Here is a 15,018-nt window from a genome sequence, read left to right as displayed (position 1 = left end):
GTGTTATTCTTTACTATAAAATTCATACGTTATTACTGTTTGATTGTAATTATTTATAAGTGATAAATAATTTTGCATTACTTGAAAATATGCTGTGAAACTTTGACTGTATTGAAACGCATCAATTTCTCCTGCTTTGTATGCTATTTGTAACTTTTCTATAAATTTTTCAGCTACAAGAACAGTTTTATTAATTCCTTTTAACTCTTTATTTAAATAAACTATCTGATTTTGTAAACTCTCGAAATTATTATTAATAGCGATAAACTTTGATTCATTTTCAAATACAACCTCTTCTTTAAATATTTTCTGTTGTTTAACTTTTGAATTATTAGACCAAAATGAAATAGGTATATTTACACCAACATTAAACCCGGTATAACTAGTATTAACTCCTGTTTTCCTTCTTAACAAACCTCCTGTAAGCTCAGGAAAATTAGCAGATTTTGCTAAAGAAACTTGCTTACTTGCTCTTTCATTCTGTTTATTTAAAATCTTTTTAAATCTACTAGAGAGAACTCCATCTTTTTTTGATACTATTTTCTTTTTAGGAAAATCTTTGGTCGGAATAATAGCATAGCTTATCTGAAGTATCTTTTTTAATTCATTCTCTACTTCTAGTAACTTCTTATACATCTTGTTTTTTTGAGATTGTATACCCAAAAACTGTAATGTTGTTAAATCATTTTCTAAACCACCTATTTCACCAGCCTTATGCAATTCTTTTGCTATAGTGCTAATTTTACTACTATTTTGCTGTTGTTTATTCATTAAAACATTAAGTCCATATAAATAATTCCATTCTTGATACAGGCTTTTAACTTTTTTAATCAACTCTTTTTCGGAAATCTCATTAGATATATTCATTAACTCAACAGTTGTTTTTGCTAATTCTCTTTTTTTTAAATGCGACAATACAGATCCAAAATTCTGGTTAATTGACCATTCTTTTTCATTAATACCTGTAGAAACACCAACATCTTGATATCTTACATTCATAGGCTTTAATACTATTGCTCCAGAAACACCAGCCTTACTTTTTTCGATATTAAGTTGTGATTTTTTAAGAATTACCGATTTTTTCAATGCTATTTTAATAGCATCATTTTCTGATATTTTTCTATTTCTTTCCTGAGCATTAGATATAGAACAATAAAATAGTATTGGTAAAACAATCCCTAATACAGAAGGTTTAACTTTTTTTAGTTTAATAGTTTCAAATAACATATATAACACTGGTAAAATCAACAGTGTTAAAAATGTAGCAGATATTAAACCACCAATAACGACAGTGGCTAATGGTTTTTGAACTTCAGCTCCAGCAGATGATGATAAAGCCATTGGTAAAAAACCTAAAGAAGCAACAGCTGCTGTCATAATTACAGGTCTTAAACGCACAGAAGTACCTCTCTTTATTATTTCATATAAATCAGTAATCCCCTGTTTCTTTAGTCTATTAAATTCAGCAATTAATACAATTCCATTTAATACTGCAACGCCAAACAATGCTATAAATCCAACACCGGCAGAAATAGAAAAAGGCATACCCCTTAACCATAATGCTAATATTCCTCCAATAGCTGACATTGGAATTGCTGTAAAAATTAACACACTATGCTTAATAGAATTAAATGTAATATACAGCAATATAAATATTAACAACAATGCTACTGGAACAGCTACAAATAAGCGTTCTCTAGCTTCTTCAAGGTTTTTAAAAGTCCCTCCATAAGTAATATAATATCCAGCATCAAATTTTATATTTTCATTTATCTTCTTTTTTAATTCTTTAACAATACTTTCAACATCACGATCTCTTACATTAAAACCTACTGTAATTCTACGTTTAGCATCATCTCTTTGAATTTGATTAGGCCCAGATTTAAAACTAACATCAGCAACATTAATTAAAGGTATTTGTAATCCTGTAGCTGTTGAAACATATAATTTACGAATATCTTCTATACTCTCTCTTTTGTTTTTTGTTAAACGAACTACTAAGTCAAAACACTTTTCTTCTTCATAAACAGAACCTGCTTTTTGACCAGCAAAAGCTGTATTGATAGCAGTATTCACATCAGATATATTTAAACCATAATATGCTAATTGACTACGTTTATAGTTAATAACAATTTGTTTTAAACCTGTTATTTTTTCAACATATAAATCTTCAGCTCCTTCTACTTTCGGAATTATTAAACTTAATTCGTTAGCGTATTTAACTAATTCATCTAAGTTTTCTCCGTAAATTTTTAATACAACATCTTGTCTTGCTCCAGTCATTAACTCATTAAAACGCATTTGTATTGGCTGTTGAAACCCAAAAGAAACTCCCAACATACTATCTTCTAATAACTTTTGCATTTTATAAGTTAACTCGTTCTTCGTATGGGCTTTGGTCCAATATTTTTTATCTTTTAAAATAATAATCATATCTGTAGCTTCTATAGGCATTGGATCTGTTGGAATTTCAGATGAACCTATTCTGCTTACAACCTGTTCTATTTCATTAGAAAACTCTTTTAGTAACAATTTTGAAGATTTATTAGAAACATCAACTGAATATGATAAAGAACTACCTGTAGAAACTACTGTTTGCACTGCAAGATCACCTTCATCTAAAGAGGGTATAAATTCTGCACCCATTTTAGTAAACATAAGGACACTTAGAATGAAAGTTAATACAGCTCCTATAACAACTTTTAATTTATTTTTTAATGCAAAATTCAGCAAAGGGTTATAGCCTTTTTGTATTCCTTCAATTATTTTATCAGAGACAGTAGATTTATTACTTATTTTTTTCTTTAAAAATAATGCACTCATCATAGGCACATAAGTTAGTGACAATAAAAATGCCCCTAAAATTGCAAAACTAACGGTAATAGCCATTGGCCTAAACATTTTGCCTTCTATACCTACCAAAGCTAAAATTGGCAAATAAACAATTAGAATAATTATTTCTCCAAATGCTGCACTAGTACGTATTTTAGATGCCGAATTATAAACCTCTTCATCCATTTGTTTTTGAGTTAATAACGTGCCAGATTTTTTCAGACCTAAATAATGTAAAGTAGCTTCAACAATAATAACTGAACCATCAACAATTATCCCAAAATCTATAGCACCTAAGCTCATTAAGTTTCCAGAAACACCAAATACATTCATTAAACTAATAGCAAATAACATAGCTATTGGAATGACAGAAGCTACAATTAATCCAGCTCTTAAATTCCCCAGTAACAATACCAAAATAAATATAACAATTAGTGCTCCCTCTATTAAATTTGTTGTTACAGTATTAATTGCTTTATTAACTAGTTTAGTTCTATCTAAAAATGGCTCAATTACAACCCCTTTGGGTAAGCTTTTTTCTATTTGCGCAATACGGTTTTTAACTGTCTTGATAACTTTTGATGAATTAGCTCCTTTAAGCATCATAACTATCCCTCCTACAACTTCACCATCACCATTCCTAGTCATAGCTCCATATCTAACTGCGCTACCTAATTGTACGGTAGCAATGTTTTTAATCAAAATTGGAGTACCATTTTTAGTGTTTTTTATAACAATATTTCTAATATCATCAGAAGTTTTAATTAATCCTTCACTTCTTATAAAATAAGCTTTTGGGTTTTTATCTATATAAGCTCCCCCTGTATTTTGATTATTATTTTCTAATGCTTTAAATACCTCCTGTATGCTAACTTCTAACGTTTGTAATTTTTCAGGGTGTAAAGCTACTTCGTATTGCTTTAAATTACCTCCAAAACTACTTACATCCGCAACACCTTCAATACCCAATAATTGGCGACGAACCATCCAGTCTTGAATAGTACGGAGCTCCATAATTGAATACTTCTTTTTGTTTTTTTTATTTACTTTTAAAGTATATTGATAAATTTCTCCTAATCCTGTAGTTACTGGCGCCATTTCTGGATTTCCAACACCACTTGGAATTTGATTTTTAGCTTCAACTAAACGTTCGTTAATCTGCTGTCTTGCCCAATAAATATCTATATTATCTTTAAACACTACAGTAACAACACTAAGTCCAAATCGAGAAAAGGAACGAACTTCTTCTATATTAGGAATACTTGACATGGTCATTTCTATAGGAAATGTAACTAATCGTTCAATATCTTGAGCTGATTGTGATGGTGCTGATGTTATTATTTGCACCTGATTATTTGTTATATCTGGTACTGCATCAATAGGTAGTTGTTTAAATGAGTATACACCCCAACCTATTAACGCTAATACTAATACACCAATAATCAATTTATTTTTAATTGAAAATTTTATGATGTTATCTAACATTATCAATGATTTTAATTTATTATTTTTTCATTGTATATATTGATATACAACTACTTTTCACATCATATTAAATTTATGATGCGTACATGATTCTAAATAAATGATATAATAAATTAAACTCTTGGTGGTTGGAAAATTTCCTCTAAGAATGAATTAAGGTAAGTATTTTGATAAAAGTTGATTTCTTGCTTTATCGTTATAAAAGTAAGAAATTGAAAATTATATTCTAAAATTGGTACAAATTCGGATGATAATGAAACTACATTACAATGATGATGATGTTCGGTATTTTCTTCATCTTGAGAATCTTCTTGATGATGAATATCTTCATGAGCTTCATCAATATCAAAATGGTTTTCTAAAGTATCATATATAACTACATCATTATGTGCTTGCATTGGAGGTGCAAACAATAATAGTATTAACATGTATACAATAGAGTTCTTCAAAATTTTATAATAAACACAGAATAAAGTAACATTTTATATCTGGTTTAACAAATTTAACCTTTTTTTAATTTTAAACCAATATTAATTGATAAATAAACTTACATATTTTGAGTATAAAAATTATAATCTTTTAATATAGTATCTATAAATATAATGTCAGTTTTATCTTTTGATTTCACTTCTGTAACTTCTTCTATTTTTGTTCTTAACTTTATAAGAGTTTTATAGTCTTTACTTTTTTTAGCAACTGAAAAAGTATCCTTTATAATACGAGCGTCATTATCTGAAAGTTTTATAACACTTGGATAAGTTGGCACATACTCTTCACTAATATCCTCAAGAATAGTTTGAGAAAATTTTGCTTCATCTTTTAAATTAACCACAACTGTATTAGCAGATATGTCACCTATCCTTTGATTATTTTTAGTCATAATTATTGAAAATAAACCTACCATTTTACCACCTAAAAATATCAACCATAGCAAACCTAAATATTCATTTGCTCCTAAAGAAGATACATATACAAAAATCAACATAAATAAATTAAAATCTACTACTCGCAAAAACCAACGCATCGTATAATCTGTAAATGAAGGTTTAAATCCATCAATATTTATAACTCTTAACTTCAACATTTTTTTACCTAGAGTTTGTCCGTTTAACAACATCTCAGTATATAATGAATAAAACGTAATAGGTAAAAATAATAAAATATCTATAGCCTTTATAGACCAAGAATCTCCATCAACAGCCGCTTTAATTAAAGTGAAGTTAAACATGTATATGATGAAATATATGTAAGCAAATTTTATTATGTTATCAATAAAAAAAGCGAGTATACGCTGACCAAGATTAGCTAATTCAAAATTGATAATAACATTTTGTGTGGTATTTACTTGCAGTCTTTTCATACATTATTTACATTTGTCTCAATGAGAGAGGTAGCTTTTATAAAGCAAAATAAAGAAAAATGGCTTGAATTTGAACAAGTAATTTCAAATAATACGAAAAAGAGCCCAGACGAAATTGCTGAATTGCACATTAAGATAATGAATGATTTGTCGTATGCACAATCGTTTTACCCTAAAAGTAAGGTTGTTATATACTTAAACAAACTTGCTAAGAAAAGTTATGGGAAAATTTACCATACTAAAAAACAAGATAAAAATACCCTAGCACAATTTTTCTTTGAAAAAATTCCTTTACTTGCTTATAAGCATCGTAAATATATTTATATCTCATTTATTTTTTTCTTTTTATGTTTTTTTATTGGTTTGCTATCTACATTTAATGACGATAGTTTTGCCAGAGAAATTTTAGGAAATGAATATATTGATGTTACTCTCGAAAACATTGAAAGTGGTGATGCATTAGCTATTTATAAAGGCGGAAGTAACTGGGGAAGCTTTATCGGTATTTTTGACAATAATTTACGTGTAGGATTAAATATGTTTTTATCTGGTTTATTTATTGGATTGGGAACTGGATACTATATTATATACAATGGTATTATGGTTGCTGTTTTTCAAGCTTTCTTTTATCAAAATAATACTTTTTTTGATAGTGTAAAAGGTATCTGGATACATGGAACTTATGAAATTTTCGCTATGATTATAGAAGCTGCTTGTGGATATATTATAGGAGCTAGTATATTATTTCCTGGATCATTAGATAGAATTGAATCTTTTAAAAAAGGACTAAGAGAAGCTTTCTTTATTTTTTTAAGCACTATACCTTTTACATTTATAGCTGCCTTTTTAGAAGGTTATATTACAAGATATTATAATCAAATGCCTACTGTAATATGCTTACTCATAATCTTGTCTTGTTTAGCATCTATTTCTTATTATTATTTGATTTTACCATATAAAGTTGCTTCAAAACACCAATTACGATAATGAGAAATATTATAATAATACTTTTTTTATTTTTGGGTGTTTGTGTGCATTCTCAAGACATAAATACGTTATTAGAAAACGATAGTATATCGTATGATAAAAATGTAGACTATGTAAAAAAAAGAAAATTAGGAAATGACTTGAAATCAAAATATAAAGGCAAAGATTTTATTTACACTGAAAGCACTCCACCTCTTAAAAAAACTAAAAAAGAATCAAAAAAGAAAATTAATGAAAATACTTTAGACTTTTTTAAAGATTTAATTAGCTTCTTGGGTACTGTTTTCCCTTATTTACTAGCTTTAATTGTTATTCTTATTTTATTGAAAAGTTTTGTTTTTACTGAAATGGATTTTTGGAAATTTAACAAATCTACTAAACAGCATAAGAAAGCACTTATATTCGAAGAAGAAGACGAAGATATTAATAAAAATGACTATAGCAAGTTATTAGAACGAGCAATTCTAAATAATGATTATAGACTTGCTACGAGGTACTATTATTTATTATTACTTAAAATAATGTCACAAAAAGGCATAATCAAATACGATAAAGACAAAACAAATTCAGAATACTTGTTCGAACTAAAAAGTATTAATAGTCGTAAGCAATTTTCATACTTAATATACCTGTATGATTATGTTTGGTATGGAGAATTCCCTATTGATGAATTAAAATTCAATGCTATTGAAAACAACTATAAATCTTACATTAAAAAATTATAATTGAATACTAAAAACTACATATTATTTTTATTATTTATTTCACTAATTTTTACTGGATGTAAAAAAACAGATTGGAGAGAAAATTATAGAGAACAATCAAAAGCTCCATTTGGAACTTATATAATTCATAATGAAATAACGAGCTTATATAATGGGAATGAAAAGGTATATTTAAAGAAAAACATCTCCGATTTCTTTAATGAAATATACTATGATAATGATGCTGGTTATGCAAATTATATCTGTATTAAATCATCTGCTAACAAACTAGATAAAAGATCAATAAATAAGTTGCTTAAATTTGTATTTGCTGGAAATGATGCTTTTATTTCTTTAAATCATTTTAGTGAAAATTTAAAAAAATCTTTAAATATCAGTACTGATAATTTAGATAAGAATACATACGCCCTTCAGGAATTAAAGAATTTAAAAGGATCTTTATACTTAAAAAATGATCAATTTAAAGATAGCGTTTTTAAGTTTGAACGTAATATAAGACGTCATTATTTCTCAAAATTTGATTCTTTAACAACCATTGTTTTAGGAACTCAAAAAATAAACCATGAAAAACAACCTAACTTTATAAAAGTATACCATGGCAAAGGAGCTATATACTTGCATACACAGCCAATCGTTTTTACAAATTATTATTTACTTAATAAAAAGGGTACTTATGCTTCAAATATCTTTTCTTATTTACCAGACAGAACAATTTTATGGGACCCACAAGTGAAATCCAGAAAAAACTCAACAGACAAAAATAAAAAGTCTGTATTTAAATTTTTCAACAAACATACATCTTTAAAATGGTCGTTATATATTGCTTTTTGGGGGCTATTACTTTTTATTCTTTTCAATGCTCGAAGAAAACAACGAGTTGTTCCTACTATTGAAAAATTAAAGAACTCAACTTCAGATTTTACACATACTATTGCCAATTTATATTTAAAGGAAGAAAATCATAAAAATTTAGTAACAAAAAAAATAACTTATTTTTTAGAAAAAGTTAGAACCAAATATTTAATCAACACAAATAACTTAAATAGTGTTTTTATTGAAAAGTTAGCATCTAAATCTGGAAATAAATTAAGTACAACTCGATATTTGATAAACACTATTATAGCAGTAAATAAAAAATCAAATTGTACGCAAGATGAATTAATGCGCTTAAATACGCTAATTGAAAACTTTTTTGAAAACAATTAATTATGGAAAACACAACTACAAATACTACTAGTGAAAGTTTAGAATTCGAAAGCAGAATTAACTTATCTGAACTACAAGAGAGTATCTATAAGATAAAAACAGAATTGAATAAAGTTATTGTTGGTCAAAAAAGAATGATCGATTTATTACTTGTTGCAATACTTTCTGATGGTCATGCATTGATAGAAGGTGTTCCAGGAGTAGCCAAAACAATAACTGCCAAATTACTATCTCGTACTATAACTATAGATTTTAGCCGTATCCAATTTACACCTGATTTAATGCCTTCAGATATATTAGGAACTTCAGTTTTTAATGTTAAAAATTCTGAATTTGAGTTTAAAAAAGGCCCTATTTTTTCAAATATGGTATTAATTGATGAAATAAATAGAGCACCAGCTAAAACTCAAGCAGCTTTATTTGAAGTTATGGAAGAACAGCAAATTACTATTGATGGAACCACCTATTCTATGGGATCTCCTTTTATAGTTCTAGCTACACAAAATCCTATTGAACAAGAAGGTACATATAGATTACCTGAAGCACAATTAGATCGTTTTCTTTTTAAAATAAATGTAAACTACCCTACTGCTGAAGAAGAATTAGAAATTGTAACAAGAGAACAGGCTTTAATTAACAATACAAAGATTGATAAAATTGAAACTGTTATATCTGGTGAAAAAATTGAGCAATATAAAAAGTTAATTACCCAAATAAAGGTTGAAGAACACCTACTTAAATACATCTCTAACATTGTTGTAAGCACAAGAAATAATTCTTTTTTATTTTTAGGAGCTTCTCCAAGAGCTACAATTGCTATTTTAAAAGCTTCAAAGGCCTTTGCTGGGATTAATGGAAGAGACTTTATTACTCCTGAAGATATTAAAAATGCAGCAATTCCTGTACTACAACACAGAGTTATAGTTACACCTGAAAGAGAAATGGAAGGATTAACTAGTACTCAAATTATTGAACAAATAATTGAATCTGTAGAAATTCCAAGATAATAATGAAGAAACTTTATAATTCTTTATTTTTAAACGACAACTTATTTTATGGAATAATTTTCATAGCTGTATTATTTGTTGCTGGTTTTTTTATTCCTCTTTTTTTCTCTTTAGGACAAGTTCTTTTATTTTCTTTACTGGTAGTAACTTTTATAGATATATTATTAATCTACAGCTTAAAAAAAGGAATTCATATTGAGCGGTTTTTACCAGAACGATTATCAAATGGTGATAATAATAAAATATCTATATTACTTAAAAGTAGTTATAAATTCAATATTCATTCTATTATTATTGAAGAATTACCGTTTCAGTTTCAAAAAATAAATTTTTATTTTAAACAAGTTTTAAAACCAAACAAAGAAAATAAAATTAAATATAATCTTACTCCAAAAAAAAGAGGAGTTTATGATTTTGGGCATATTAACATTTACATTAGTTCTCCTTTAAGGCTTGCAACTCGAAAATATATTTTAGGAGAAGAAAAAAAATTAAAATGCTATCCTTCTTTTTTAAAACTAAAAGAATTTGATATAAAAGCTGTATCAAACGACTTAAATACCTACGGTAATAAAAAAATTAGAAGAATTGGACATTCATTAGAATTTGAACAAATTAAGGAATATGTTTCTGGAGATGATATTCGTTCTTTAAATTGGAAAGCTACAGCTAAAAGAAACCAATTAATGGTAAATCAATATGTTGAAGAAAAATCACAACCAGTATATTCAATAATTGATAAAGGTAGACCAATGCAAATGCACTTTAACAACCTTTCTCTGCTTGATTATGCAATTAATGCAACTTTGGCTGTAAGTAACATTATTTTACGAAAACAAGATAAAGCCGGAATGCTTACTTTTTCTAAAAAGTTAGAAAATATTATTGTAGCTGAACAACGTAATTCGCAAATGAATTTAATTTCTGAAGCTTTATACAATGTCAAAACAAATTTTTTGGAAGCTGATTACAGTTTATTATATGCTACTATTAAACGAAAAATAACCAGTAGAAGTTTACTTATATTATACACTAATTTTGAAACCCTAGATGCACTTAAAAGGCAACTCCCCTATCTTCGTGCTATTGCTAAAAATCATTTATTATTAGTTGTTTTCTTTCAAAACACTGAATTAAATACAATTGTAGAACAAAAATCAAGTTCAGTTGAAGATGTATATAATAAAATTATTGCTGAAAAATTTATGTATGAGAAAAAACAAATTGCAAACGAATTAAAAAAATACGGAATACAATCTGTACTAACTAAACCAGAAAACTTAACTGGTAATACTATAAATAAATATTTAGATTTAAAATCAAGAGGCTTATTTTAGTTCTCTATATTTGCAAACAATAACAAAAAAATAATTATTATGAATTGGTATGTGAAAGTACTTAAACAGTATGTTGATTTTAGTGGTAGAGCTAGAAGAGAAGAATACTGGATGTTTACCTTGATTAATCTATTAATCAGCTGGGGCGCAATGGGAATATCAATTGGATTAGATATTCCTGTATTAGCTATATTATTAAACTTATACTCTTTGGCTGTGTTTTTACCAAGTTTAGCAGTAGCTGTAAGAAGGCTACATGATGTAGGTAAAAGTGGATGGAATATACTAATAGCTTTAATTCCACTAGTTGGGGCTATTATACTTTTGGTATGGTTGTGTACAGATAGTGATCATGGTAAAAATAAATGGGGGGATAACCCAAAAGGTATTGGAAATGATCATGCTATTAATAATATTGGAAAAGAATAGATAAAAGAAGTTTATTCAATAAAAAGCCTCAGTAATTTTAAACTACTGAGGCTTTTATATATATTATATTATTAAATCTTTCCATAGTACTTTCTTACAAACCATTCAATAGATAACAAAGAAGCAATTAAAACCAAAATCCATTTCCAATCAATTAAACTCTTTTGAGTTGTCATTGATTTCTGAACTGTAAAATAATCTTTGTCAGAAAGTAAATTTGAAATTAATGATTCTACCTGATTAGAATAAACTAGTTTTCCATTAGAATTTTTTGCTAATTTTTGTAATTTAATACTATTAGCATTTGTAAACTGCTCTTCTATTTGATAAGGTGTTATTTTAAATCGTCCATACTTATTAATATTTTGATTTTCAACAGAAACTTGGTACATATAATCTCCAGCTAACAAACCTTCAACAGATACCTGATATGCATTATTAGTTAAAGAAAATGGTAATACTTTAACCTCTTTTGTTTTTGAATTCGTTATTTTTAATTGTAAGGAAGCTCTATTATCAAATTTATAATTACGATCTACATAAAACGCTGAAATTTGTATTATAGCATTAGCAGGATATATGCTTTTAGAGGTTACTTCTAATCGTTTTCTTTTTTTATTTGAAGCCAAATACTGTGCTATATTACTTATAAAAGTATCGAAATTTTCAAATGTTTTATCTTTTAAATAGCTAGCAGATCTCCATTTCCAAATCCCCTCTCCAAATATAAAAGCATATTTAACATCATTTTTCTCTAAAGATGTTATTAAAGGTTCTGTTAAATTTATACCATTTAATTTTTGATATAATAAAATTTGTGTTTCATTTGACAATCTTAATTTCCCGAATTTATCACGTAAAGGAGGAAATTCTTCAAAACCAATATCATCTTGCATAAAAGTTAAAAAACTATCATTATAAATTGCTCCATAATTCTCAAACTGATTTATTGCATTCTTTTTTACCCCTAAGTTTAATGAGTTTATTAAATTCCAATCCGTTTTTGTTCCTGTGATTACTAAAAAATTAGAAGACACTTCTTCAAAAATTCTTCTGAAATAAAAATTTGGTTGATAAAAAACATAAAATTGATACTCTTTTAAGTTCAACTGCTTGTTTCCTATTACTTCTATGGTTACTTTTCGTTGTTTATTGCTTTCAATTGCTTTTTTTATAGCTCCTAAATCTGGATGCATTATTGAACTTAAGAGTAATACTTTAGTTTGCTCATCTATAACTTCTACCGAAAAACTTTTATAATTATTTTTAGTGTTTTTTTCTTTCTTAAGTTTTGTTATAGAGGCTTGGTAATATTGAAGCCCTTTCTCTTTTGATGTTAAATTAACAGTTATTGTTTTTGACGGGTTTTCAGATGAAAGTTTAATTCTTTCTGAATATATCTTTTTTCCATTATGAGATAATGTAAAAACAGAACTAACTGCACCTTTACCTTCATATAATAAAAAAGCTTCTACAGGAAACTTATTTTTTATGTAACTATATTTATTTACATTAAGTTGCGTTATTTGAACATCCTGATATTGAGTTGTATCCCCTAACACAATAGGAAATACTTTATCTTTTGGCATTAAAAACTCATAATCATTTCCTGAAGTTTGATTACCATCAGTAATTAAAATTGTAGCTTTTTTATTGTTTTTCACTAATTCATCGACCGAATTTATAGCTTCAGATATATTGGTGCTAGTTTCAGAAAAAGATAAGCTATCTAATACTTTTATAGAGTTTCCAAAAGAAAAATTAGATATTTGATATTTTTTATTTAGTTCCTTATTATTAACAATAATATTAAGTATCTCTTTTACTTTTTTTTCTTCTTTAAAAAACCTAGTTGACAGAGAGTTATCTATCAATACTGACAACTTCGGTTTGATATTTTGAGTAGCAACAATATCAATTTTAGGATTTATTAATAATAATCCAATTAAAAATAAACTCAAAGCTTTTAAAATAAATAATGCTATAACAATTTTTGGTTGCTTCTTTTCTTTAAAAAAATATTGAAAAAAAGCAATTACTAAACTGCATAAAACTGTTATAACTATATAAATTAGAGTTGTTGATTGCACAAAATTATATTTAAAGTGTGAATATAAAAATATCTACTAAAATACGAACTGTATATACACTCTTAATTTAAAATACTCTTTATGATTAAGGTCATAATTTAATAATATATTACTGATTAATTTTGCTATAAACAACTCATATTATGAACACTACAAACACAATAACTCAAACTAAAACATACAAAAAAGAATTAAGTTTTCATAGCATTACTAAGTTAAACGATTGGATAGCTACTGAAGAAAAGAATGCAATGGGGATTTCTATTATTTTATTAATTCTTGGGACTATGATTGCTTCCATATCAGCTGCATTAGCTGTACATAAAGAAATAGCTTTGTTTCCATTAATTTTTACTTGTATTTCAGCAATGGGTGCAAATGCTATTGTTATTAGTCAAAGATCATTCAAAACAATTATATGGGCCTTTATAATAAATATTTTAGGAAATATTCTTTTAATAGCCTATCAACTTATTGAATTGATGGCTTAGGTTTTACTTCGAACATTTTAAAAAAGAGCATAGAAGCTATGTTTCGTGCTCTTTCTTTAGCTTCATTTGCTTTAGTACCAATAAATAAATCATCTATTGTTGAAAACCATAATTGAAGCCACCTACCAAAATGTTCTTGAGAAATACCATAACTAAACTCTTTATCAACATCTTTATGAACTTTCATTGGATTACCTTTAAATTTTCTAACAAAAAACAAATTAGTTTCCCAGAAATCCGTAAGCTTTTCCAAATGACTATCCCACATTTTTTCTGGTATTACTTTTAAAAAAATTGGACCAATAAAATCGTCTTTTTTAATCTTATCGTAAAATGTCGATACTAATAAAAAAACATCATCTCTTGTAGTTATTTCTCTCTTGCTCATTTAAAAATAAAATTAATCTAAATCAAAAGTATATCTTTATGCTTTTGCAATTTATGACTTAAATCATAATGATTCCACAAGAAACCTTATTAAATTTTGGAGCTCAAATAAAACATTTTGAAAAAAACAGCTTAATTTTTTCAGAAAACGATATTGCACGTAATTATTATCAAATAGTTATTGGTGCTGTAAAAATGAATAATTTTAATGATGAAGGAAAGGAATTTATTCAAGGTATATTTTACAAAAATCAAAGTTTTGGAGAACCCCCTTTATTTATTGATGTAAAATATCCCGCTAATGCAGTAACTTTATCAGAGTCAAACATTATTGTCCTTCCAAAAAGCAAACTTTTACTTTTATTAGAGAAACATCCAGAAATTCATTTAAAAATAACTCAAAGTTTAGCACAACGATTATACTACAAAGCCATTATTGCTTCAGAAATTTCAAGTCAAGAACCAGGACATAGAGTACTTCGATTTTTTGATTATCTTAAAAATGATGTTTATAAGTTACATGGTCAATTTAATTTTAAAATTCCTCACACACGACAACAAATAGCAGATATTTTAGGGCTTAGAGTTGAAACAACGATAAGAGCCATCAAAAACTTGGAAAAAAAAGGATATTTAAAAATAATTAACAGAAAAGTATATCGATAAAACATTATTACTTAAA

13 protein-coding genes are annotated in these 15,018 nt (G+C 26.9%); 8 read left to right on the top strand and 5 right to left on the bottom strand.

All coding sequences use genetic code 11. The features are described from left to right. Positions 1-3 precede the first annotated feature (3 nt). The 3 genes from DS884_RS12815 to DS884_RS12805 all read right to left on the bottom strand — a co-directional run bounded on the left by DS884_RS12815 (position 4) and on the right by DS884_RS12805 (position 5,677). Complete coding sequence (locus tag DS884_RS12815; protein ID WP_113787011.1) at positions 4-4,317, bottom strand: CusA/CzcA family heavy metal efflux RND transporter; 4,314 nt, start codon at positions 4,315-4,317, stop codon at positions 4-6. A 113-nt stretch (positions 4,318-4,430) separates the two neighbouring features. Then, positions 4,431-4,766 (bottom strand): hypothetical protein, encoded by a 336-nt coding sequence (locus DS884_RS12810; protein WP_147239409.1) that lies wholly within the window; start codon positions 4,764-4,766, stop codon positions 4,431-4,433. A gap of 98 nt (positions 4,767-4,864) precedes the next feature. Continuing rightward, positions 4,865-5,677 carry an RDD family protein gene (locus DS884_RS12805; protein ID WP_093871003.1) on the bottom strand — a complete coding sequence of 271 codons (813 nt, stop codon included), beginning with the start codon at positions 5,675-5,677 and terminating at the stop codon, positions 4,865-4,867. 21 nt (positions 5,678-5,698) lie between these two features. On the opposite strand from DS884_RS12805, the gene DS884_RS12800 reads away from it, so the two are divergent. From DS884_RS12800 to DS884_RS12775, 6 genes are read left to right on the top strand one after another with little or no spacing between them, the layout of a single operon-like run. Then, entirely contained in the window at positions 5,699-6,664 is a 966-nt protein-coding gene (locus DS884_RS12800; protein ID WP_093871002.1) for a stage II sporulation protein M, read from the top strand. Next, positions 6,664-7,389 (top strand): hypothetical protein, encoded by a 726-nt coding sequence (locus DS884_RS12795; RefSeq protein ID WP_113787009.1) that lies wholly within the window; start codon positions 6,664-6,666, stop codon positions 7,387-7,389. The genes DS884_RS12800 and DS884_RS12795 overlap by 1 nt, the downstream gene beginning before the upstream one ends. Continuing rightward, positions 7,390-8,595: a DUF4350 domain-containing protein gene (locus DS884_RS12790; protein ID WP_113787008.1), complete on the top strand. Its 1,206-nt coding sequence runs from the start codon at positions 7,390-7,392 to the stop codon at positions 8,593-8,595. A gap of 2 nt (positions 8,596-8,597) precedes the next feature. Beyond that, positions 8,598-9,602 carry an AAA family ATPase gene (locus tag DS884_RS12785; protein WP_093870999.1) on the top strand — a complete coding sequence of 335 codons (1,005 nt, stop codon included), beginning with the start codon at positions 8,598-8,600 and terminating at the stop codon, positions 9,600-9,602. 2 nt (positions 9,603-9,604) lie between these two features. Further along, on the top strand, positions 9,605-10,939 hold the full coding sequence (locus tag DS884_RS12780; RefSeq protein WP_113787007.1) for a DUF58 domain-containing protein: 1,335 nt from the start codon (positions 9,605-9,607) through the stop codon (positions 10,937-10,939). 39 nt (positions 10,940-10,978) lie between these two features. After that, on the top strand, positions 10,979-11,368 hold the full coding sequence (locus DS884_RS12775; protein WP_113787006.1) for a DUF805 domain-containing protein: 390 nt from the start codon (positions 10,979-10,981) through the stop codon (positions 11,366-11,368). A gap of 71 nt (positions 11,369-11,439) precedes the next feature. On the opposite strand, the gene DS884_RS12770 is transcribed toward DS884_RS12775, so the two are convergent. Beyond that, entirely contained in the window at positions 11,440-13,458 is a 2,019-nt protein-coding gene (locus DS884_RS12770; protein ID WP_233487156.1) for a VWA domain-containing protein, read from the bottom strand. Positions 13,459-13,601: 143 nt separating this feature from the next. Between DS884_RS12770 and DS884_RS12765 the strand changes: the two genes are divergently transcribed. Continuing rightward, positions 13,602-13,949: a hypothetical protein gene (locus DS884_RS12765; RefSeq protein ID WP_093870996.1), complete on the top strand. Its 348-nt coding sequence runs from the start codon at positions 13,602-13,604 to the stop codon at positions 13,947-13,949. Here the strand turns inward: DS884_RS12765 and DS884_RS12760 are convergent. Next, positions 13,930-14,337: a group III truncated hemoglobin gene (locus tag DS884_RS12760; RefSeq protein ID WP_093870995.1), complete on the bottom strand. Its 408-nt coding sequence runs from the start codon at positions 14,335-14,337 to the stop codon at positions 13,930-13,932. The two genes, DS884_RS12765 and DS884_RS12760, sit on opposite strands and share 20 nt — an antisense overlap. A gap of 68 nt (positions 14,338-14,405) precedes the next feature. Between DS884_RS12760 and DS884_RS12755 the strand changes: the two genes are divergently transcribed. Beyond that, positions 14,406-15,002, top strand: coding sequence for a Crp/Fnr family transcriptional regulator (locus DS884_RS12755; RefSeq protein ID WP_093870994.1), 597 nt, complete (start codon positions 14,406-14,408; stop codon positions 15,000-15,002). Positions 15,003-15,018 lie beyond the last annotated feature (16 nt).

The organism is Tenacibaculum sp. E3R01 (assembly GCF_003318185.1).
GTDB classification, from domain to species: Bacteria; Bacteroidota; Bacteroidia; order Flavobacteriales; family Flavobacteriaceae; genus Polaribacter; species Polaribacter halocynthiae.
This window is presented reverse-complemented; position numbering and strand designations above follow the sequence as displayed.

What these genes read in the sequence shown, in the direction of transcription:
- DS884_RS12815 (WP_113787011.1), bottom strand. Translation starts at nt 4,317, where the DNA reads ATGTTAGATAACATCATAAAATTTTCAATTAAAAATAAATTGATTATT.
- DS884_RS12805 (WP_093871003.1), bottom strand. Translation starts at nt 5,677, where the DNA reads ATGAAAAGACTGCAAGTAAATACCACACAAAATGTTATTATCAATTTT.
- DS884_RS12800 (WP_093871002.1), top strand. Translation starts at nt 5,699, where the DNA reads ATGAGAGAGGTAGCTTTTATAAAGCAAAATAAAGAAAAATGGCTTGAA.
- DS884_RS12795 (WP_113787009.1), top strand. Translation starts at nt 6,664, where the DNA reads ATGAGAAATATTATAATAATACTTTTTTTATTTTTGGGTGTTTGTGTG.
- DS884_RS12785 (WP_093870999.1), top strand. Translation starts at nt 8,598, where the DNA reads ATGGAAAACACAACTACAAATACTACTAGTGAAAGTTTAGAATTCGAA.
- DS884_RS12780 (WP_113787007.1), top strand. Translation starts at nt 9,605, where the DNA reads ATGAAGAAACTTTATAATTCTTTATTTTTAAACGACAACTTATTTTAT.
- DS884_RS12775 (WP_113787006.1), top strand. Translation starts at nt 10,979, where the DNA reads ATGAATTGGTATGTGAAAGTACTTAAACAGTATGTTGATTTTAGTGGT.
- DS884_RS12765 (WP_093870996.1), top strand. Translation starts at nt 13,602, where the DNA reads ATGAACACTACAAACACAATAACTCAAACTAAAACATACAAAAAAGAA.
- DS884_RS12760 (WP_093870995.1), bottom strand. Translation starts at nt 14,337, where the DNA reads ATGAGCAAGAGAGAAATAACTACAAGAGATGATGTTTTTTTATTAGTA.
- DS884_RS12755 (WP_093870994.1), top strand. Translation starts at nt 14,406, where the DNA reads ATGATTCCACAAGAAACCTTATTAAATTTTGGAGCTCAAATAAAACAT.